General features: G+C 63.4%; 16 protein-coding genes. 9 read left to right on the top strand and 7 right to left on the bottom strand.

Annotated elements, in window-relative coordinates:
• Positions 1-26 precede the first annotated feature (26 nt).
• The 3 genes from D8Z78_RS17120 to D8Z78_RS17130 form a co-directional block, all read right to left on the bottom strand.
• On the bottom strand, positions 27-917 hold the full coding sequence (locus tag D8Z78_RS17120) for an ABC transporter permease subunit (protein WP_121633232.1): 891 nt from the start codon (positions 915-917) through the stop codon (positions 27-29).
• Between the two features lie 96 nt (positions 918-1,013).
• Positions 1,014-2,384: an ABC transporter ATP-binding protein gene (locus tag D8Z78_RS17125; protein WP_121633234.1), complete on the bottom strand. Its 1,371-nt coding sequence runs from the start codon at positions 2,382-2,384 to the stop codon at positions 1,014-1,016.
• 88 nt (positions 2,385-2,472) lie between these two features.
• On the bottom strand, positions 2,473-3,567 hold the full coding sequence (locus D8Z78_RS17130) for a polyamine ABC transporter substrate-binding protein (RefSeq protein ID WP_121633254.1): 1,095 nt from the start codon (positions 3,565-3,567) through the stop codon (positions 2,473-2,475).
• Positions 3,568-3,720: 153 nt separating this feature from the next.
• On the opposite strand from D8Z78_RS17130, the gene D8Z78_RS17135 reads away from it, so the two are divergent.
• Positions 3,721-4,380, top strand: coding sequence for a GntR family transcriptional regulator (locus D8Z78_RS17135; protein WP_121633236.1), 660 nt, complete (start codon positions 3,721-3,723; stop codon positions 4,378-4,380).
• Between the two features lie 205 nt (positions 4,381-4,585).
• Positions 4,586-5,971 carry an aspartate aminotransferase family protein gene (locus tag D8Z78_RS17140; protein WP_121633239.1) on the top strand — a complete coding sequence of 462 codons (1,386 nt, stop codon included), beginning with the start codon at positions 4,586-4,588 and terminating at the stop codon, positions 5,969-5,971.
• Between the two features lie 30 nt (positions 5,972-6,001).
• Here the strand turns inward: D8Z78_RS17140 and D8Z78_RS17145 are convergent, their stop codons facing one another.
• The 4 genes from D8Z78_RS17145 to D8Z78_RS17160 are packed head-to-tail and all read right to left on the bottom strand — an operon-like array spanning position 6,002 to position 9,027.
• Positions 6,002-6,718: a SpoIIAA family protein gene (locus tag D8Z78_RS17145; protein WP_164932995.1), complete on the bottom strand. Its 717-nt coding sequence runs from the start codon at positions 6,716-6,718 to the stop codon at positions 6,002-6,004.
• A 60-nt stretch (positions 6,719-6,778) separates the two neighbouring features.
• Positions 6,779-7,153, bottom strand: coding sequence for a rhodanese-like domain-containing protein (locus tag D8Z78_RS17150; RefSeq protein WP_121633243.1), 375 nt, complete (start codon positions 7,151-7,153; stop codon positions 6,779-6,781).
• 12 nt (positions 7,154-7,165) lie between these two features.
• Positions 7,166-8,059, bottom strand: a complete 894-nt coding sequence (locus tag D8Z78_RS17155) for an MBL fold metallo-hydrolase (protein ID WP_121633245.1) — start codon at positions 8,057-8,059, stop codon at positions 7,166-7,168.
• A 59-nt stretch (positions 8,060-8,118) separates the two neighbouring features.
• The gene (locus tag D8Z78_RS17160; RefSeq protein ID WP_121633247.1) at positions 8,119-9,027 is read right to left on the bottom strand and encodes a LysR family transcriptional regulator; all 909 of its coding nucleotides are present in this window, start codon (positions 9,025-9,027) and stop codon (positions 8,119-8,121) included.
• A 197-nt stretch (positions 9,028-9,224) separates the two neighbouring features.
• Here D8Z78_RS17160 and D8Z78_RS17165 point away from each other — a divergent pair, with 197 nt between their 5' ends.
• The 7 genes from D8Z78_RS17165 (at position 9,225) to lpdA (ending at position 20,704) form a co-directional block, all read left to right on the top strand.
• The gene (locus D8Z78_RS17165) at positions 9,225-10,451 is read left to right on the top strand and encodes a urate hydroxylase PuuD (protein WP_121634006.1); all 1,227 of its coding nucleotides are present in this window, start codon (positions 9,225-9,227) and stop codon (positions 10,449-10,451) included.
• A gap of 245 nt (positions 10,452-10,696) precedes the next feature.
• Entirely contained in the window at positions 10,697-12,544 is a 1,848-nt protein-coding gene (gene mutL / locus D8Z78_RS17170; RefSeq protein ID WP_121634008.1) for a DNA mismatch repair endonuclease MutL, read from the top strand.
• On the top strand, positions 12,541-13,704 hold the full coding sequence (locus tag D8Z78_RS17175) for a DNA recombination protein RmuC (protein ID WP_121634010.1): 1,164 nt from the start codon (positions 12,541-12,543) through the stop codon (positions 13,702-13,704). Before mutL ends, D8Z78_RS17175 begins: the two co-directional genes overlap by 4 nt.
• A 1-nt stretch (position 13,705) precedes the next feature.
• The gene (locus D8Z78_RS17180) at positions 13,706-14,626 is read left to right on the top strand and encodes an ornithine cyclodeaminase family protein (protein WP_121634012.1); all 921 of its coding nucleotides are present in this window, start codon (positions 13,706-13,708) and stop codon (positions 14,624-14,626) included.
• A gap of 265 nt (positions 14,627-14,891) precedes the next feature.
• Positions 14,892-17,549, top strand: coding sequence for a pyruvate dehydrogenase (acetyl-transferring), homodimeric type (gene aceE / locus D8Z78_RS17185; protein WP_121634014.1), 2,658 nt, complete (start codon positions 14,892-14,894; stop codon positions 17,547-17,549).
• Between the two features lie 75 nt (positions 17,550-17,624).
• Positions 17,625-18,902, top strand: a complete 1,278-nt coding sequence (aceF, locus tag D8Z78_RS17190; protein ID WP_121634016.1) for a dihydrolipoyllysine-residue acetyltransferase — start codon at positions 17,625-17,627, stop codon at positions 18,900-18,902.
• Between the two features lie 74 nt (positions 18,903-18,976).
• A complete protein-coding gene (gene lpdA / locus D8Z78_RS17195) occupies positions 18,977-20,704 on the top strand; it encodes a dihydrolipoyl dehydrogenase (RefSeq protein WP_121634018.1) in 1,728 nt (575 codons plus the stop codon).
• Positions 20,705-20,761: the final 57 nt, after the last annotated feature.

Raw genomic sequence — 20,761 nt, forward strand, 5'->3', positions numbered from 1 at the left:
CAAGCCCGGGGCGGGTGTGCAACTGGTCATTCGCCGCGCTCCCTTGCCCGGTCTTCGCTGCGCTGGAAGATCATGATCGGGATCACGAGGATCGCCAGCAGCACCACGGCCACGGCGCTTGCCAGAGGCCAGTCGAGGTTGTTGAAGAATTCCTGCCACAGCACCCGGCCGATCATCAGAGTGCCCGATCCGCCCAGCAATTCGGGGATGACGAATTCACCGACCGAGGGGATGAAGACAAGGAAGCAGCCCGCGATGATCCCGCCCTTGGAGAGCGGGATGGTGATCATCCAGAAGGCCGAGAGGCGCGAGGCGCCAAGGTCTTCGGCGGCTTCCAGCAGGCTGTCATCCATCTTTTCCAGCGCCGAATAGATCGGCAGGATCATGAAGGGCAGGTAGGTGTAGACGATGCCGATGAACACCGCAGTATTGGTGTTCAGGATTTGCAGCGGCTCAGAGATGATGCCCGTAGCCACCAGCACCGAGTTCAGCACCCCGTCGCCCGCAAGGATCACCTTCCACGCATAGACGCGGATCAGGAAGCTGGTCCAGAAGGGCAGGATCACCAGCATCAGCAGGGTCGGGCGCCATTCGTCCGGTGCGCGGGCCATGCCGTAGGCGATGGGATAGCCGATCACCAGCGCCAGCAGGGTCGAGATCAGCGCGATGCGCAGCGACGACAGGTAGGACTTCCAATACAACTCGTCGGTGGTGAGGAAGGCGAAATTCTCGAAGTCCAGTTCCGAGAAGAACGCCTTGAGCCCCGCCCAGCCTTCGCTGAGGTCGAGCTGTGGCATGTAAGGCGGGCGCGCGATGGCCACGTCCGACAGCGAGATCTTCACCACGATCAGGAACGGCACAAGGAACAGCGCCAGAAGCCAGAGATACGGGATGGCGATGAGGGTGAACCTACGCATGTGATCCCCCGTCCCGGGCTTGACCCGGGACCTCATGGTCGGGCTTGGCGTGGAGGCCCCGGGTCAAGCCCGGGGCGCGTTGGGCTTGCCGCGCGGTCACGCCTCGTCCTCCAGCACGATCCCGGCGGTTGCGGTGAAGCCGAGCCAGACGTCATCCTCCCACGTGATGTTGCGGCGCGAGATGCGGCGAGTGTTCGCGACCTGCGCCTTGACCTTCGTGCCGTCGGTCAGTTCGACGTGATAGGTCGAGATATTGCCGAGATAGCCAATATCGATGACCTTGCCGCGCAGCACGTTGGGCGCGTCGGGGCGGTCTTTGCCGATGGACAGCTTTTCCGGGCGCAGCGCCAGAACGACCTTCTTGCCGTCCAGTGCCGCGTCGCCATTGGCGGCGATCAGCGCGGGCTGACCGTCGACCCAGTCGATGGACAGGCCTCCTTCGGGGATATCCGGCGCAGCGGCTGGTTTGGCTTTGGCGGTTTCCTCGGGCGAGGGCGCGGGAAGGGCCTTGGGCGCGTCGTCTTCGGGGCGTTCGCCAAGGATCGGTTTGAGCAGGTTGTCATGCAGCCACGCGCCCATGGCGTTGGGCTCGGGGCGCGGGTCGCGATTGAGCGCGGGCTGCGCCGCCTCTGTCGCCGGTTCCGGCACGGGCTTCGGGGCGGGGGTGGCCTGCGGTGCCGCCGTGCGGGCTTTGGCCACGCCACGGATCAGGTTCACATCGCCGATGAAGTCAGCCACGTAGACCGAATTCGGCGCCTCGTAGATCACGTCTGGCGTGGCCACCTGCACGATGCGCCCCTCGTCCATCACCGCCACGCGGCTGGCGACGGTCATCGCCTCTTCCTGATCGTGGGTGACGATCACGAAGGTCGTGCCAGTCTTTTCCTGAATGTCCATCAGCTCGAACTGGGTTTCCTCGCGCAGCTTCTTGTCCAGCGCGCCGAGCGGTTCGTCGAGCAGCAACAGTTTCGGCGCCTTGGCCAGCGACCGCGCCAAGGCTACGCGCTGGCGCTGGCCACCGGAAATCTGGTGCGGCTTGCGCTTGGCAAACTTCGACAGGCGGGTCAGGCGCAGCATCTCGTCGACGCGGGCCTGAATGAAATCCTTGTCCTTGCCTTCGCGCCGCAGGCCAAAGGCGATATTGTCGAACACCGTCAGATGCGGGAATAGAGCGTAGCTCTGGAACATCATGTTCACCGCGCGCTTGTTCGGCGGCACGGTGTCGATCTGCTGGCCGTTGAGCAGGATGTGCCCCTCGGTCGGGGTCTCGAAGCCCGCAAGCATCCGCATCATCGTGGTCTTGCCACAGCCGGACGGGCCCAAAAGGGCAAAGAACTCGCGTTCGTAAATGTCCAGCGTCAGGTCATCGATGGCGGTGAAATCGCCGAACCGCTTGGTGACGTTGCGAAACTGGATAAGAGGCTTGGCCTCAGGGTCGGTCCACGGGGCAAATACGGGTTCGGCCATATGTCATTCCTTGGTCCCGTCCCGGGCTTGACCCGGGACCTCATGGTGGAGGCCCCGGGTCAAGCCCGGGGCGGGTGTTGCAATAGGCTCAGGTGCCCGATTTGATCTTGGTCCACAGGCGGGTCACGACGCGCTGCACCCGGGGCGGGTAGGGCGTGGTGGTGAACGTGTTGTCCAGCGCCGCCTGCGACGGGTAGATCGCCGGATCACCGATCACGTCCTCGGCCAGGAATTCCTGCGAGGCCTTGTTGCCGTTGGCGTAATAGACATAGTTCGACGCCGCCGCCATGTTCTGCGCATCCATGATGAAGTTCAGGAAGGTATGCGCGCCCTCGGGGTTCGGCGCATCCACCGGAATGGCCATCTGGTCGAACCACATCTGCGCGCCCTCGTCGGGGGCGTAATAGCTGATCTCGACGCCGTTATCCGCCTCGGCGGCACGGTCGCGCGCTTGCAGGATGTCACCGGACCAGCCGACGGCCACGCAGATCTCGCCATTGGCAAGCGCATTGATGTATTCGGAGGAGTGGAACTTCTGGATGTGGTCGCGGATGGGCATGTAGACGCCCTCGGCCTTGGCGATCACGTCCGGATCATGGCTGTCCGGGTCCTCGCCAATATAGTTCAGCGCGGCGGGAATCATCTCGGCCGGGGCATCGAGGAACATCACGCCGCATTCCGCCAGCTTTTCCATGTTCTCGGGCTTGAAAACGAGGTCCCACGAGGTCACGGGCGCGTCGTCGCCCAGCAGTTCCTTGACCTTCGCCTCGTTCACGCCGAGGCCGGTGGTGCCCCACATGTAGTTGATGGCGTATTCGTTGCCGGGGTCGTATTTCGCGGTTCGGTCGGCGATCACGTCCCACATATTGTCGATGTTGGGCAGCTTGGACTTGTCCAGCTTCTGGAAAGCGCCCGCAGAAATTTGCCGCTGCAAGAACGTGCCGGTGGGCACCACGACATCATAGCCGGAGCCGCCGGCCAGCATCTTCGTCTCCAGCACCTCGTTGCTGTCGAACACGTCGTAGACCAGCTTGAGGCCGGTCTCGGATTCGAACTTGGCCAGCAACTCTTCGTCGATGTAGTCGGACCAGTTATAGACGCGCACTTCCTGCGCGGTGGCCATCCCGGCCAGCGCCGCAAGGGTTGCGGTCAGCGTGAGTGTCTTGATCGTGGTTGACGTCATGTCATGGCTCCCGTTGGTCGCGGGGTCTTTGCCGCCCCGTCCCCGGATTTTGATCATAAGTTGCAAAATCGTGCAACTCTTGCGATGCTTTCACTGATAAGGACCACGCGCAAGGGGTCCCGAAAGGGCAAGCGCGCCGGGGGAGGCAAAGCGATGAATTCACAGGCAGAACCGCCCGCAGGCGCAGGGCTGCCAGCACATGAGCGCACCTATCGCGCCTTGCGCGATGCGGTGCTCTTCGGGGCCTTGGCGCCCGGTGAGCCGGTCACGATTCAGGGGCTGACCGAACGTCTGAACACCGGGATGACTCCGGTTCGCGAGGCGCTGCGCCGCCTGACGGCGGAGGGGGCGCTTCAGACCTTGGGCAATCGCCGGATCATGGTGCCGGTGCTGGACGCGGCGGCTGTCGAGGAACTCACCGAAGCGCGTCTGGCGCTGGAACCGCGCCTCGCGGCGCGGGCGGCCACCCATGCGGACAAGGTTGGCATCGCGGCGCTGCGCGCCATCGATGCGCGTCTCGACCGCGCCATCGCACGCGGGGATGTGACCGGATATCTCGCGGAAAACCACGCCTTTCACGCGCATCTCAATGCGCTGGCGCAGGCCCCGATTCTGACATCCCTCGTAGAAGGTCTGTGGCTCCGGTTCGGACCATCCTTGCGGATTGTCTGTGGTCAGGTGGGGACGCGTAACCTGCCGGATTTGCACAAGGATCTTCTGACGGCGCTCGAAACCGGCGACACCGAAGCCGCATCCGCCGCCATCGCGGGCGACGTTGCACAGGGCATGGACTTGATCGCGCAAAACCTGTGATCCGACGGGGCTTGCGCTTCTTCTTGGGGGAAATACCCCGGGGTGAGCGCGGCACGCGCGAGGGGCGGAGCCCCTTCTACCGACTCAATTGACTTCGCAAAATTTGATCATATTCTTGCGGATGAACCAGCCGACCAAGGCTCTTGCAAGAGCCTTGCAAATTTCTTCGAAGAAATTTGGCCCCAGACCCAATCGGAGGCACATCATGACGATTCTCACACCGAATTCGCCGACCGCGGAACTGCAGGCGATGGATGCCGCGCACCACATGCACCCGTTCTCCACCAATGACGACCTTGCGAAAAAGGGCGCGCGCGTGATCACCCGCGCCGAGGGCTGTTGGCTGACCGATAGCGACGGGAACCGCATCCTCGACGGCATGGCCGGGCTGTGGTGCGTGAACATCGGCTACGGGCGCCGGGAACTGGCCGATGCCGCCGCGCTTCAGATTCAAGAACTGCCCTATTACAACACGTTCTTCCAGACGACTCACGTGCCGTCCCTGAACCTGGCCGCGCGGCTGGCCGAACTGGCCCCGGGTGACCTGAACCATGTCTTTTTCGCCTGCTCCGGGTCCGAGGCCAATGACACCAACCTGCGGATGGTGCGCACCTACTGGCACGAAAAGGGCCAGCCCGAGCGGCAGGTCATCATCTCGCGCTGGAACGGCTATCACGGGTCCTCGGTCGGGTCGGGTAGCCTTGGCGGGATGAAGGGCATCCACGCCCAAGGTGGCCTGCCGATCCCCGGCATCCATCATATTGGCCAGCCGCATTGGTGGGCCGAGGGCGGCGACATGACGCCCGAGGAATTCGGGCTGATGCGCGCCCGCGAGTTGGAGCAGGCCATTCAAGAAATCGGCCCCGACAAGGTCGCGGCCTTCATCGCGGAACCCATCCAAGGCGCTGGTGGGGTGATCGTGCCGCCCGACAGTTACTGGCCTGAAATCAAACGGATCGTGAAGGAATACGGCATCCTTCTGATCGCTGACGAGGTCATCTGTGGCTTTGGCCGGACGGGGCAGTGGTTCGGGTCGCAGACACTGGATATCCAGCCGGATATCATGACCGTGGCCAAGGGCCTGTCCTCCGGCTACCAGCCGATTGGCGCGTCCATCGTCTCGGACGAGGTGGCAGCGGTGATCGATGCGACCGAGTTCAACCATGGTTACACCTATTCCGGCCATCCGGTGGCCTGTGCCGTGGCGCTGGAAAACCTTCGGATTCTCGAAGAGGAGGGTATCGTGGACCGCGTGCGCGAGGAGACGGCGCCCTATCTGAAACAGAAATTCGAAAGCCTGACCGATCATCCGATGGTCGGCGAGGCGAAGATCGCGGGCATGATGGGCTCGATCGCCTTGACGCCGGACAAGGCATCGCGCGCGCCGTTCAAGGCGGAGGCGGGGACCGTGGGTTACGTCACCCGCGAGCGGTGCTTTGCCAACAACCTGATCATGCGCCATGTCGGCGACCGGATGATCATCTCGCCGCCGCTGGTGATCTCGAAATCCGAGATCGACACGCTGATCGAGCGCGCATGGCAAAGCCTTGACGAGGCGCACGCCCAGATCAAGGCCGAAGGCATTTCCTGAACGGCGGGCGGGGCACAGCCCCGCCCTACGTCATGTGGTCACCCAAGTCCGGGCGTCGTCAAAGGCGTCCCTGTCGAAATAGCGTGCCTCCGCCCCGCTGAGCCGCCCGAGCCCGCTCAGGGCGAGCCGGTGCCAGCGCGATTCGCCCACCACGGCGACCCGGTCGAGCAGTCGGTAGTGGTCGCGCACGATGCCGAGATGCTGCCAGAGCGCGCCCAGACCTTGCCAGCCGTCGAATTCCCGCAGGTCGACCAGCAGACGGAACCTGTCATTGCGGCGGATGAAGGCGTTCATGTCCTCTGCCTCTCCGGCAAAGGCGGAGGGATCCAGCTTGCCCAGCAGGGCAACGTGCAGCGCGCCGTTGCCCAGATCGGTCTGGTGAACCGCGCCCAGCGACAGGGTCAGCCAGCGCCGGGCCTCGTCCTCGTCACCGAAGGTCGCGACCGGGCAGGGCATCAGCACCGACAGGCCGCGCACGGTGCGGGCGATCCATTTCGGGCCGCCGACAACCGCGATGCGCTCGAATCCGTGCCAGTGGCGCAGGCCGAATTCGGCATCGTCCAGCAGGGCCTCCATGGAGAAATCCACGTCCTCGTCCAGCACGACCAGCGCGCGGATGTGATCGTGTTCCTCGATGGCGCGGTCCAGCGCCGGGATCAGGATTTCCTCGTAATCATAGTCGCGGATCTTGCCCGACAGGTGCAGGCGATAGCGGCCCGGGCCGCCCAGTTCGGTGATCTCGATCATGACAGTCTCCCTTCTGTCGCCCATCCTGCCACGGGTTGTGGCAGGATGCCTTGCGCTGGATCAGTCGACCATTTGCGGCGCGCCGGTCGCCATGTTGGTGCCGATGTAGGGCTTCTTCGCGCCTTTCCACGCGCCAAAGCCGCCCTCCATATGGGCGATGCGGGCGAAGCCTTCCTCGATGCATTTGCGCGCGACCTTTTCAGAGCGCATGCCCGACCCGCAATGGAAGACGATGCGCTTGTCCGACTGGCCGGGCAGCGAGGCGCATTGCAGGAAGCTCATCGGCAGCAGCAGCGCGCCGGGGATATGTTCGAACATGTATTCCTGCGGCGTGCGCACGTCGATCAGGACGATCTCGTTCTTCTTGAAGGCGTCCTGAACCTCGTCGACGGTCCATGTTTCCAGATGGGCTTGGCCCACTTCCTCGGTCTTCATCTTGGTATCTCCTTAGAACTTGTTTGCAGGGATCTTGAAGTAAGAGTGGCCATCGCCCTGCGTCGGCGCAAGACGCCCGCCGCGCAGATTGACCTGAAGCGCGTAAAGCATCCGGTCCGGCAGGCCGAGCGTGGCGTCGCGGTCGTCGCGCAGCTTGCGGAACTGCTGTTCGGATTTTCCCGCGATGTGGGGATTGTGGGCGCGATGTTCGGCCACGGTGGCCTCCCATGCGGGGTCTTGGCGGTCGCCCACGGGGGGATAGTCGTGACCGATGAACAGCCGGGTGTCGTCGGGCAATTTCAGGATGCGTTGCAACGATTGCCACAGATCGGCAGAGGACCCGCCGGGGAAATCCGCGCGCGAGGTGCCGGTGTCCACATGCATGAAGGTGTCATGCACAAAGGCCGCGTCGCCCACGACATAGGTGATCGAGCCCAGCGTATGACCGGGTGAGAGCATCACGGTGACGTCCATCTCGCCGATGCGAAAGGTGTCGCCATCGGCGAACAGGTGGTCAAAGTCGCGATCCACGTCAAACGCATCGGGCATATTGTAGATGTCGCGCCACAGCTCGGCGATCTCGCGGGTCTTTTCCCCGATGGCGTTGGGCGCGCCGGTCTGTTCCTTCAGCCAAGCCGAGGCCATCATGTGGTCGGCATGGGGGTGGGTGTCCAGCACCCATTCTACGCTCAGGCCTTTGCTCTGGACGAAGTCCAGCACCTCTTGCGCGCTGTCGGTGCGGGTGCGGGCAAAGGCCGGATCGAAATCCAGAACCACGTCGATCAGCGCGGCCTTGCCCGTCTCGGGACAGGCGGCGACATACATGATCGACCCGGTGTCAGAGTCGTAGAACCCCGTGACTTCGGGTTTGCCGGGGCCGGACGATGGGCTTGTGCGTGTGAACATGGCAGGCGCTCCGTTTGTTATTCCAAAGGTGGAATGTTTGGCGCTGCGTTTGGTTCCGGTCAGTTTTCGGACAGGGCCGCGCGGCAGGTATCGACCATGTAATCGGCGAACAGGCGCACCTTTGGATCGCGATGCTTGCGCGAGGGGGACAGGCAGGCCAGTTGCGCGGGGTAGGGCGGTTCGTTTGTCGCGACCGGCACCAACGCGCCCGAGGTGAGATGCGCGGCGATCTCGAAGCGCGGTTTCAGCACGATGCCAAGCCCCGCCAGCGCCCAGCCGGTCAGCACATCGCCGTCGTCACATTCCAGCGGGCCGGTGATCTCGAACCGGCGGGGTCCGTCTGCGGTCTGCAAGGTCCACTGGAATTCCTGCGCGCCGGGAAAGCGCAGGTTCAGGCAGGCATGGCGTTGGCGGATCAGGTCCGCACCACCCTCGGGCATGCCGCGCGCCTCGATATAGGCGGGCGCCGCCACCAGCAGGCGCGGGCAATCCGCAATCATCCGGACCTTGAGGTCGCTGTCGGTCAGCGGACCAAGGTGAAAGGCAAGGTCCAGCCCCTCGGCGGTCACGTCCACGACCCGGTCGGACAGGCGCAGGCGGATGTCGATATCCGGGTACATCTGGCGAAATCGGATCACGGCGGGGGCGATGATCTGGCGGCCCAGATGCAAGGGCGCGGCCACATAGATCGTGCCGCGCGGGCTTTGCGTGGCCTCCATCACGGTGCCCTCGGCCTCGTCGATGGCATCGAGGATGCCACGCGCCCCGTCATAGAACATGCGGCCATGTTCGGTAGGGTGCAAGGCGCGTGTGGTGCGGTTGAACAGCCGCACACCCAGATGCCGCTCCAGTTCCGCAATCCGGGCGGAGGCGACGGCGGGCGAGGTGCGCTGATCCCGCGCGGCGGCGCTCATGCTGCCCAATTCGTAGACACGCACGAACATGCGGATGTTGTTGACATAGGCCATGCGCGCTTTTTCGGTCTTTTTGAAAGTCCCTACGGATTATGAGGGTTATCATTGAAATCGCGCCCCGTATAGGATTTCGACAAGGACCGCCCACCGCCCCGCGCCCCCACCCAACCCCCAGAGTTTGGACCCTATCGGGGGTTGGGTGGGGGCGCGGGGCGGTGAGTGGCACGCAAACTGAAAACAGGAGGTACGCCATGTATGATCTTGCCGCGATGGGCGCGTGGGTCGAATTCGCGATCCGCTGGCTGCACGTGATCACCGCGATCGCGTGGATCGGGTCGTCGTTCTATTTCATCGCGCTGGATCTGGGCCTGCACCGGGATCGCAATCTGGCATCCGGCGCGGATGGCGAGGAATGGCAGGTGCATGGCGGCGGCTTCTATCACATCCAGAAATACCTTGTTGCGCCGTCGTCGATGCCGTCGGACCTCGTGTGGTTCAAATGGGAAAGCTACTGGACGTGGATTTCCGGCTTTGCCCTGCTGACGGTGGTCTATTACTTCGGGGCAGAATTCTACCTGATCGATCCGGCGGTTGCGGACCTTGCCACATGGCAGGCCATCGCGATCTCCGTTCTGTCGCTGGGGCTGGGCTGGGTGGTCTACGACCAGTTGTGCAAGGTCTTCGTCAACGCCAACCAGACTTGGCTGATGGTGGCGCTGTTCGCGGTGCTGGTGGTGATGGCGTATTTCTATACGTCGGTCTTCTCGGGCCGCGCAGCGATGCTGCATCTGGGGGCCTTCACCGCCACGATCATGAGCGGCAACGTCGCGATGATAATCATCCCGAACCAAAAGGTGGTCGTGGCCGACCTGATCGCGGGCCGCAAGCCGGATGCGAAATACGGCAAGATCGCCAAGCAGCGGTCCACCCACAACAACTACCTGACGCTGCCCGTGCTGTTCCTGATGCTGTCGAACCACTACCCGCTGGCCTTTGCGAGCGAGTATAACTGGATCATCGCCGCGCTGGTCTTTTTGATGGGGGTGACGATCCGGCACTATTTCAACACGATGCACGCGCGCAAAGGCTCGCCCACATGGACGTGGCTGGCGACAGCTGTGCTGTTCCTGATCGTGATGTGGCTGTCGACCGCGCCGCTGTTCCGCGACGACGCGCCGGAAGAGGCATCAGGCGCGGCGCTGCGGTTCACGCAGGCCGAGGGTTGGACCGAGGTGTCGGATATCGTGATGGGGCGCTGTTCGATGTGCCACGCGGCAGAGCCGTCATGGGATGGACTGCACTGGGCGCCCAAGGGCGTGCGGCTGGATAATGAGGCCGAGATCGCCAGACATGCGCGGGCGATCTATCTTCAGGCCGGACTGAGCCATGCCATGCCGCCCGCGAACCTGTCCTACATCGAAGAGGACGAACGCGCGGCGATCCGCGCGTGGTATGCGGCGGCGGTCAGCGGTGGATGACCGAGACGGGCTTGAACCACATCTTGGCAAAAGCCTCGCCATAGGTGGCGGAAATCGTTTCGAACATGATAAGCGGGACGAGCATTTGAGGTCTCCAATGTCTGTCATGGAAGTGTTACGCTAATAATAGAACACTGGATATGCGACTTTTGTTCATATCTTGCTTTCGTAATTTGCAATGCCGTTTGCGTGGCGCGTGATCTGACCCGTTTCAGAATCACGGGCGCTCTGCTAGGTCTTGGGGTATGAACAGTCACACCCCCAATATGCGCCCGATCATCCGGCAGTTGGACGAGGCCGCGATCAACCGGATCGCCGCTGGCGAAGTGGTCGAACGGCCCGCGTCGGCGGTGAAGGAAATCGTCGAAAATGCCGTGGATGCAGGCGCGCGGCGGGTCACGGTCGAGATCGCGGATGGGGGCAAGACGCTGATCCGCGTGACCGATGATGGCTGTGGCATGACACCGGACGAACTGCCTCTGGCCCTGTCGCGCCACGCCACGTCCAAGATCGACGGGACCGACCTGCTGAACATCCATTCCTTTGGCTTCCGGGGGGAGGCGCTACCGTCCTTGGGCGCGGTGGGCCGTCTGACGATCCAGAGCCGGGCGCGCGGGCATGAGGCCGCCGAGCTGTCGGTCGAGGGCGGGGTGATGCGCGGCGTCAAACCCTGCGCGCTGAACGCGGGCACCGTCGTCACGCTGCGCGATCTGTTCTACGCCACGCCCGCGCGGCTGAAGTTCCTGCGCACGGACCGGTCGGAAACGCAGGCCATCGGCGATGTCATCAAGCGGCTGGCCATGGCCGAGCCCTCCGTCGGGTTCACCCTGCGGGACGTGTCGGGCGGCGGCGACCGGGTCACGTTCCGCGTCGATCCCGAGACGGGCGACCTGTTCGACGCGCTGCGCGGACGGCTTTCGCGCGTCATGGGGGCGGAATTCGTGGAAAACGCGCTGGCCATCGACGCCGAGCGCGAGGGTTTTCGCCTGACGGGCTACGCGGCGCTGCCGACCTATTCGCGCGGCACGGCGGTGGCGCAGCACCTGTTTGTCAATGGCCGCCCGGTGCGGGACAAGATGCTGATCGGCGCGCTGCGCGGGGCCTATCAGGACTTCCTGTCGCGCGACCGTCACCCGGCGGTGGCGCTGTTCGTCGATTGCGATCCGCACAAGGTCGACGTGAACGTCCACCCGGCCAAGTCCGAGGTGCGCTTTCGCGATCCCGGCGTGGTGCGCGGGCTGATCGTTTCCGGCCTGCGCCATGCGCTGGCCGAGGCGGGGCATCGCGCGTCCTCCACCGTGGCGAGCGACACTTTGGGCGCGATGCGGGCCGAGCCTGCGCAGCCGCGCGTCTACCAGATGGACCGGCCCTCGATGGGCGCGCTGCGCAGCGCCTATCAGGCGCAGGCGCCGATCCCGCAGCCGGGCTTTGCCGATCTGGGCAATACCTATTCGGGACGTGTCGTCGAGGAACCCGAGGTGGAGGCCCCGGGTCAAGCCCGGGGCGGGGAGAGCCTGCCTTTGGGTGCGGCGCGCGGGCAGGTGCATGAGAACTACATCATCGCCCAGACCGAGACCGGCATCGTCATCGTTGACCAGCACGCCGCGCATGAGCGGCTGGTCTATGAGAAACTCAAACGCCAAATGGCGGAGAATGGCGTTGCGGCGCAGGCCTTGCTGATCCCCGAGGTGATCGACCTGTCGCCGGACGATGCCGCGCTGCTGCTGTCGGTGGCGGATGATCTGGCCCGCATGGGCTTTGCCGTCGAGGCGTTTGGCGGGGGGGCTGTCGCCGTCCGTGAAACCCCGGCGATCCTTGGAGAAGTGAACGCGAAAAAGCTGATCGAGGACATTCTGGACGAGCTGTCCGACCTTGGCGAAAGCCAGCTGGTGCAGGAGAAAATCGAGGCGATCCTGAGCCGGGTGGCCTGTCATGGCTCTATCCGCTCGGGCCGCCGGATGCGCGCCGAAGAGATGAACGCGCTGCTCCGTGAGATGGAGGCGACGCCGCATTCCGGCCAGTGCAACCACGGCCGCCCCACCTATGTGGAGCTGAAACTCAGCGATATCGAACGGCTGTTCGGGCGCACATGATCCAGCTGGGTGACCTGACGCTTCATCTGGATGACCCGGTGACGCTGGCGGCTTTGGGGCTTGGCGCTTTGGTGCTGATCCTGTTGCTGCTGGCGGTGCGCGGGGCCAGCCGGGCGGCGGGGGCGCTGGGCCCGATGGCGCAGCAGATGCACATGATGGGCAAGCGGGTGAACGCGCTGGCCGATGGACAGGAGCGGCTGGCCGGCGGGCTGCATCACGTGTCCGAGGCGCAGGCCCACAGCCAGACCGCCATGCTGCAACTGATGGAGCAGCGCTTGGCCGAGGTGCAGGGCAAGATGGCCGAGACGCTGCATGGCTCGGCCCGGCGCACGGCGCATAGCCTTGGGGAATTGCAGGAACGCCTGCAAGCCATCGACAAGGCGCAGGCCAATATCACCAAACTGTCGGGCGACGTGCTGTCCTTGCAGGACATCCTGTCGAACAAGCAGACGCGCGGGGCGTTTGGCGAAATTCAGCTGCACGATATCGTGCAAAAGGCGCTGCCGTCGGACAGCTATACCTTGCAGGCGACGCTGAGCAACGGGCGGCGCGCGGATTGTCTGATCCACCTGCCCAACCCGCCCGGTCCCATCGTCGTCGATGCGAAATTCCCGCTGGAAGGCTACGAGGCGCTGCGGCGTGCGGACACGCCGGAACAGGTGCAGCGCGCGGCGCAGGCCTTTCGTCTGTCGGTGCGCAAGCATATCCGTGACATCTCGGACCGCTATATCCTGGAGGGCGAGACGGCGGATGGCGCGCTGATGTTCCTGCCCTCCGAAGCCGTCTATGCCGAGCTTCACGCCAATTTCGGCGAGTTGGTGCGCGAGGGGTTCGAGCGGCGCGTCTGGATCGTCTCCCCCACCACCTGCATGGCCACGCTGAACACCATGCGCGCGATCCTGAAAGATGCGCGGATGCGCGAGCAGGCGGGTGCGATCCGCCGCGAATTGCACGCGCTTTACGCCGATGTGGATCGGCTGGGCACGCGGGTCGGCAATCTGGACCGGCATTTCGCCATGGCCGCCAAGGACATCGAAGAGATCAAGATCAGCGCCGACAAGGCGGGCAAACGGGCGCGCAGGCTCGACAACTTCGATTTCGAGGAGCTTGCACCTGAGGATGAGACCGCTATCGTGAGGGTGCCGCAACCCGGAGAGTGACATGGCCTTTGCCCCGACCGTTCTGGATGACGCCGCGCTGCAAGCGCTGGGGATCGGGGCGGCAGATGTGGTCAAAGCGATCAAAGCAGCGGTTCTGGACGTGGCCAAGGGGCGCTTGCGGACGACACCGAAATCCGTAATCCAGCCGGGCGACGGGCGCTACATGATGACGACGCTGGCGAGCGGGGGTTTTACCGTGGTCAAGGCCGTGACGGTCTGCCCGGACAATCCCGGTAAGGGGCTGCCCTCGATCACCGGCGCGATCATGGTGCTGGATGCGTCCACCGGCGAATGTCTGGCGCTGATGGACGCGGAATGGATCACCGGCGTGCGCACGGCGGGTCTGTCGGCGGTCGCGGCCACGCGCATGGCGGACCCGGAGGCGCGGGTGATGGGCTTTGTCGGGACAGGCGTGCAGGCGCGGTCGCATCTCGACCTCTTCGCCCAACTGTTCCCGCTGGAAAAGGTGCTGGTCTCGGGCCGGGGGCAGGCAAATATCGACGCGCTCTGCGCCTTTGCGGCGGAACGCGGGTTGAAGGCCGAGGTCGTCGAGGCCGCCGACACGCTGGCTGCCGATATTGTTGTGACCTCGATCCCGATCACCTATTCCGGCGCGCCGTTTCTGGATGCCCGCGCGATGAAGCCAAATGCACTGGCGATCGTCACCGACGCGGCCAAGCCGTGGATTCCCGAGGGACGCGCAGGGTTCAACACCGTGATCGTCGACGATGTGGCGCAAGAGGCGGCCATGCCGGAACCCGTCGTGCCTGTGGCACGTATTGCAGGTGACCTGACCGGGCTGGTGTCCGGACAGGTGACCTTGGGCGCCGGGCCACGGGCCTTCATGTTCCGGGGAATCGCCGCTGGCGACTATGCTTTGGCGGCACATGTGTGGACGACTTACCGGGGTCGCTCTAGCTGAGGTAGAGTGACCGCGTAACAAACTTGCGAAAAACGCCCGCGCCAAGACGGGATGTTTAATATTGAACTATTGCCATGCGCTGGGCGCATGGACGCTATGCATCTGCTTGACTGCCTCAGCGGAAAGGCGCTTGATAAACCGGATGCAAGCTTTGCCGAGCCTGGGGAGGAGATCGGCGCAGACCCCTTCTCCCCCGAGAAAACCGAAATGGTTTAGTTTTGAACTAATTTGCGCATCGCGCGCAAAGACCAAGGGAAGAGGGCCTATGACGCATACCCCCCAGGACATAGATCCGGTCGAAAGCCAGGAATGGCAGGAAGCCATCGAGGACGTGATCGAGCGCGACGGCGCCGACCGCGCGCAATTCTTGTTGGACAAGGCGGTACAGCAGGCGCGGGCCGCCGGGGCGAAACTGCCCTTTTCGGCGCACACGCCGTACCAGAACACGATCTCGCCCGATGATGAGGTCGACATCCCCGGCGATACCGAGATGGAATGGCGCATCCGCACCATCAACCGCTGGAACGCCATGGCGACGGTTGTAAAGCGCAACAAGGAGTCCAGCGAATACGGTGGCCACATCGCCTCCTTCGCGTCGTCGGCTGCGCTATACGATGTGGGTCTGAACCACTTCTGGCGGTCGAAATCCGCGATCCATGGCGGCGATCTGGTGTTCTTCCAAGGCCACGTCGTGCCGGGCATCTATGCGCGCTCGTTCATGGAAGGGCGCATCAGCGAGGAAGAGCTGAAAAAGTTCAGGTCCGAAGTGGCGGGCGGCGGTCTGTCTTCCTATCCGCACCCGTGGCTGATGCCCGATTACTGGCAGTTCCCGACGGTTTCGATGGGCCTTGGCCCGCTGATGGCGATCTATCAGGCGCGCTTCATGAAGTACCTCGAAAACCGGGGTCTGATCGAGAAGAGCGACCGCAAGGTCTGGGCCTTCCTCGGCGATGGCGAGATGGACGAACCAGAAAGCCTTGGCGCGATCCATCTGGCGGCCCGCGAAAAGCTGGACAACCTGATCTTCGTCGTGAACTGCAACCTGCAACGTCTTGATGGCCCAGTGCGCGGCAACTCGAAGATCGTGCAGGAACTGGAAGGCAACTTCCGTGGCTCCGGCTGGGATGTGATCAAGCTGCTCTGGGGCAAAGGCTGGGATGACCTGCTGGAGCAGGACACGTCCGGCAAGCTGCGGCAGTTGATGGATGAGACGATCGACGGCGATTACCAGACCTTCAAGTCCAAGGACGGCGCCTATATCCGCAAGCATTTCTTTGGCAAATACCCCGAGACCGCCGAACTGGTGAAGGACTGGACCGACGACCAGATCTGGGCACTGCGCCGGGGCGGGCACGACCCGAAGAAGGTCTACAACGCTTTCAAACGCGCGACCGAGGCCGACGGCCAGCCCACCGTCCTGCTGGTCAAGACGGTCAAGGGCTACGGCATGGGCACCGCTGGCGAGGGGCAGAACACCACTCACCAGCAGAAAAAGATGCAGCTGGACCAGCTCAAGGCGATGCGCGACCGGTTCAAGATTCCGGTCACGGATGAGGAACTGGAAAAGGACATCCCGTTTGTCAGCCTGAACAACGCGCAAAAGGCCTATCTGGCCGACCGGCGCAAGGAACTGGGCGGCTCCTTCCCCAAGCGGTCCACGGAATCGCCCAAGCTGGACATCCCCGGTCTGGACGCGTTCAAGAAGGAACTGCAAAGCACCGGCGACCGTGAGATTTCCACCACGATGGCCTTTGTCCGCATCCTGACCACGCTGTTGCGCGACAAGCAGATCGGCAAGCAGGTCGTGCCGATCGTGCCGGATGAAAGCCGCACCTTCGGGATGGAGGGGCTGTTCCGCTCTGTCGGCATCTACAATCCGTTGGGGCAGAAATACACGCCCGAAGATCGCGAACAGATGTCCTATTACAAGGAATCCGAGACCGGTCAGGTGCTGCAAGAGGGCATCAACGAAGCCGGCGCGATGGCCGACTGGATCGCGGCCGCCACGGCGTACAGCAATCACGGCGTGCCGATGATCCCGTTCTACATCTACTACTCGATGTTCGGCTTCCAGCGGATCGGTGACTTGGCATGGGCTGCCGGTGACAGCCGCGCCCGTGGCTTCATGCTGGGCGGCACCGCCGGGCGGACCACGCTGAACGGCGAGGGTTTGCAGCATGAGGACGGGCACAGCCATATCCTTGCCGGGACGATCCCGAACTGCATCAGCTATGACCCGACCTTCAGCTATGAGGTCGCGGTGATCGTGCAGCATGGCTTGCAGCGGATGTTCAAGGATCAGGAGGATGTCTTCTTCTACCTGACTCTGATGAACGAGAACTATCAGCATCCCGAAATGCCGATGGGCGCCGAGGAGGGGATCATCAAGGGGCTGTACCGCTTCCGCAAGACGTCCCGTCCTGGCAAGAAGCACGTCAACCTGATGGGATCGGGCACCATTCTGGTGCAGGCTCTGAAGGCGGCGGATATGCTGAAGGACGACTTTGGCGTGACCTCGGACATCTGGTCGGCGACCTCGTTCAACGAGTTGGCGCGCGATTATCAGGATGCGGTGCGGCACAACCGCCTGAACCCGTTTGCCGAAGAGCGCGTGCCCTTCGTCACGCAGCAGCTTGACGGGGTGAAGGGGCCGATCATCGTCGCCACCGACTATATGAAGACCTACGCCGAGCAGGTGCGCGGCGCGGTCAAACAACGCTTTACCGTGCTGGGGACCGATGGCTTTGGCCGGTCCGACAGCCGCGTGAACCTGCGGCGCTTCTTCGAGGTGGATGCGAACCACATTGCCGCCGCCGCCATGGTCGACCTGTGGCGCGACGGCGTGGTGAGCGACAAGGATCTCGAAAAAGCCCTGACAAAATATGACATCGACGGCGCCAAGCCGAACCCGCGTTTGGTGTGACGGGGACTGCCTGCTCAGCAAAAGTGGAAACCGGTTTTGCGCCCGGAGCAGGCACTTAGACAAAGAGGACAGATTATGACCGTAGAAGTGAAAGTTCCCGATATCGGCGATTTCAACGACGTGCCGGTGGTGACCGTTCTGGTCAGCGTCGGTGACACGATTGCCGAAGAAGACCCCATTGTCGAACTGGAGTCGGACAAGGCCACGATGGAGGTGCCGTCCTCGGCATCCGGTGTGGTCAAGGAAATCAAGGTTTCCGAGGGCGACAAGGTGTCCGAAGGGTCGGTTCTGCTGATCGTCGAAGGCTCGGACGCGGGCGATGCGCCGAAGGAAGAGCCGAAAGACGCGCCCAAGGCGGATCAAGGTGGAGGCTCCGGGTCAAGCCCGGAGCGCGATGTGCCCAAGCCTGCGCCCGCGCCTGCGGCGAAGACCGATGCGGGCTTTTCCAAGGTGCATGCCTCGCCGTCGGTCCGGGCCTTTGCCCGCCGGGTCGAGGTGGACCTGAACACCGTCAACGGCTCGGGCCGCAAGGGTCGTATCCTGCGCGAGGACGTGGAAAAGGCGCTGAAATCCACCGCCGCCCCCGTGGCTGCTGCGGCGGGTGTCTCGGGCGGTATGGGTATCCCGCCGATCCCCAAGGTCGATTTCTCGAAATTCGGACCTGTGGAAGACGTGGAAATGCCCCGGATCAAGAAGATCTCGGGCCCGGCGCTTCACCGCTCGTGGCTGAACATCCCGCATGTGACGCATAATGACGAGGCCGACATCACCGATCTCGACAAGTACCGCAAGGAAATGGACACGCATGCCAAGTCTGAGGGCTATCGCGTCACGCTGCTGTCCTTTGTCATCAAGGCTTCGGTGTCCGCGCTGAAACAGCATTGGGAGGTGAACTCGTCCATCCATCCGGATGGCGACAAGCTGATCAAGAAAGATTTCTACAATATCGGTTTCGCCGCCGACACGCCGAACGGGCTGATGGTGCCTGTGATCAAGGATGCGGACCGCAAGGGTCTGGTCGAGATTTCCAAGGACCTGATGGACCTCAGCGCCAAGGCCCGCGCGGGTGAGTTGAAGAGCGCCGACATGCAGGGCGCGACCTTCACGATTTCCTCGCTTGGTGGGATTGGTGGCACGTCGTTTACGCCGATCGTCAATGCACCCGAGGTGGCGATCCTTGGCCTGACCCGGTCCAAGATGGCCCCGGTCTGGAATGGTGAGGAATTCGTGCCGCGCCTGATGCAGCCGCTGTCGCTGTCCTATGACCACCGCGCCATCGACGGGGCCTTGGCCGCACGCTTTGTCGTGACGCTGAAAACCCTGCTGGGCGACATGCGCAAGCTGATGTGGTGACGCGGAGCTTGCCCAAGCAAAAGTGGAATCCGGTTTTGCGACTCGGGGCAAGCGACCCAACAAGGAATTGAGAGATGGATATCAAAGTACCCGACATTGGCGATTTCAAGGACGTTCCGGTCGTCACCATCCTTGTCTCCGTGGGCGACACGGTGGCCGAGGAAGACGCGCTGCTGGAACTGGAATCCGACAAGGCCACGATGGAGGTCCCCAGCCCCGCCGCTGGCAAGATCACCGAGATCAAGGTGAAGGAAGGCGACAAGGTCTCTGAAGGCAGCGTGATCATGGTGATCGAGGGGGCCGAGGCCGCAGACGCGCCCAAGGATGAGGCCCCGAAAGAGGCCCCCAAGGCGGTCGAGGCCAGCGGCACCGCAGCCGGCAAGGGCGACATCCACGCCGAGGTGGTCGTGCTGGGCTCCGGCCCCGGCGGCTACACGGCGGCGTTCCGGGCGGCGGACCTTGGGAAAAAGGTCGTCCTGATCGAGAAAAACCCGACTTTGGGCGGCGTCTGTCTGAACGTCGGCTGCATCCCGTCCAAGGCGCTGTTGCACGTTGCCAAGGTCATCACCGAGGCCGAGGAAATGGGCACGCATGGCATCAGCTTTGCCAAGCCCGAGATCAACCTCGACGAACTGCGCGCCTTCAAGGACGACGTGGTCGGCAAGCTGACCGGCGGTCTCGAAGGCCTGTCCAAGGGGCGCAAGGTGAAGGTCGTGCGCGGCATGGGCAAGTTCACCGGGCCGAACATGATCGAGGTCTCGGGCGACGACGGCACGCAGACGGTCAGCTTTGACCAATGCATCATCGCCGCCGGGTCCGAGCCGGTCGATCTGCCCTTCATCCCCGAGGATGAGCGGGTGATCGACTCGACCGGCGCGCTGGAATTGAAGGATATTCCGGGGCGAATGCTGGTTCTGGGCGGCGGGATCATCGGGCTGGAAATGGCCTGTGTCTATGACGCGCTCGGGTCCAAGATCACCGTGGTCGAACTGATGGACCAGATCATTCCGGGCGCCGACAAGGACATCGTCAAGCCGCTGATGAGCCGCATCAAGGGCCGCTACGAGAACATCTTCCTCAAGACCAAGGTCACGAATGTCGAGGCCACGGATGACGGCATGAAGGTCACGTTCGAGGACGACAAGGGCGAGAGCTTCAGCGATACCTTCGACAAGGTGCTGGTCGCCGTGGGTCGCAAGCCGAATGGCAAGCTGATCGACGCCGACAAGGCGGGGGTGGCTGTGGATGATCGCGGCTTCATCGCCGTGGACAGCCAGCAGCGCACGGGCGTGGGCCATATCTTTGCCATCGGGGACGTGGTCGGCCAGCCGATGCTGGCACACAAGGCCGTGCACGAGGGCAAGGTCGCAGCCGAGGTTTGCGCAGGGGAAAAGCGGCATTTCGATGCGAAGCTGATCCCGTCGGTCGCCTATACCGACCCCGAGGTCGCGTGGTGCGGCTTGACCGAATCCGAGGCCAAGGCCAAGGGCATCAAGGTCGAAAAGGGCGTCTTCCCTTGGGCGGCGTCGGGCAAGTCGCTGTCGAACGGGCGCAGCGAGGGCATCACCAAGCTGCTGTTCGACCCCGAGGATGACCGGATCGTCGGCGCCTGCATCGTCGGCACCAACGCGGGCGACTTGATCTCGGAATGCGCGCTTGCGATCGAGATGGGCGCGGATGCGGTGGACCTTGGCCACACGATCCACCCGCACCCGACGCTGTCGGAGACGGTGAACTTTGCCGCCGAGATGTTCGAAGGCACGATCACCGACCTGATGCCGCCGAAGAAGAAAAAGCACTGACCGAGCGTCGCGCGGGGGTCTTGCCCCGCGCGGCTCGAAACACGCAACGCCCATGAA

This window comes from Tropicibacter alexandrii, from assembly GCF_003667315.2.
GTDB classification, from domain to species: Bacteria; Pseudomonadota; Alphaproteobacteria; order Rhodobacterales; family Rhodobacteraceae; genus Tropicibacter; species Tropicibacter alexandrii.

Excerpts from the sequence above, each read along its gene's own strand:
- D8Z78_RS17135 (WP_121633236.1), top strand. The coding sequence starts at position 3,721 with ATGAATTCACAGGCAGAACCGCCCGCAGGCGCAGGGCTGCCAGCACAT.
- aceE (WP_121634014.1), top strand. The coding sequence starts at position 14,892 with ATGACGCATACCCCCCAGGACATAGATCCGGTCGAAAGCCAGGAATGG.
- D8Z78_RS17120 (WP_121633232.1), bottom strand. The coding sequence starts at position 917 with ATGCGTAGGTTCACCCTCATCGCCATCCCGTATCTCTGGCTTCTGGCG.
- D8Z78_RS17175 (WP_121634010.1), top strand. The coding sequence starts at position 12,541 with ATGATCCAGCTGGGTGACCTGACGCTTCATCTGGATGACCCGGTGACG.
- D8Z78_RS17130 (WP_121633254.1), bottom strand. The coding sequence starts at position 3,567 with ATGACGTCAACCACGATCAAGACACTCACGCTGACCGCAACCCTTGCG.
- D8Z78_RS17125 (WP_121633234.1), bottom strand. The coding sequence starts at position 2,384 with ATGGCCGAACCCGTATTTGCCCCGTGGACCGACCCTGAGGCCAAGCCT.
- mutL (WP_121634008.1), top strand. The coding sequence starts at position 10,697 with ATGAACAGTCACACCCCCAATATGCGCCCGATCATCCGGCAGTTGGAC.
- D8Z78_RS17155 (WP_121633245.1), bottom strand. The coding sequence starts at position 8,059 with ATGTTCACACGCACAAGCCCATCGTCCGGCCCCGGCAAACCCGAAGTC.
- lpdA (WP_121634018.1), top strand. The coding sequence starts at position 18,977 with ATGGATATCAAAGTACCCGACATTGGCGATTTCAAGGACGTTCCGGTC.
- D8Z78_RS17150 (WP_121633243.1), bottom strand. The coding sequence starts at position 7,153 with ATGAAGACCGAGGAAGTGGGCCAAGCCCATCTGGAAACATGGACCGTC.
- D8Z78_RS17165 (WP_121634006.1), top strand. The coding sequence starts at position 9,225 with ATGTATGATCTTGCCGCGATGGGCGCGTGGGTCGAATTCGCGATCCGC.
- D8Z78_RS17145 (WP_164932995.1), bottom strand. The coding sequence starts at position 6,718 with ATGATCGAGATCACCGAACTGGGCGGCCCGGGCCGCTATCGCCTGCAC.
- D8Z78_RS17180 (WP_121634012.1), top strand. The coding sequence starts at position 13,706 with ATGGCCTTTGCCCCGACCGTTCTGGATGACGCCGCGCTGCAAGCGCTG.
- D8Z78_RS17160 (WP_121633247.1), bottom strand. The coding sequence starts at position 9,027 with ATGGCCTATGTCAACAACATCCGCATGTTCGTGCGTGTCTACGAATTG.
- aceF (WP_121634016.1), top strand. The coding sequence starts at position 17,625 with ATGACCGTAGAAGTGAAAGTTCCCGATATCGGCGATTTCAACGACGTG.
- D8Z78_RS17140 (WP_121633239.1), top strand. The coding sequence starts at position 4,586 with ATGACGATTCTCACACCGAATTCGCCGACCGCGGAACTGCAGGCGATG.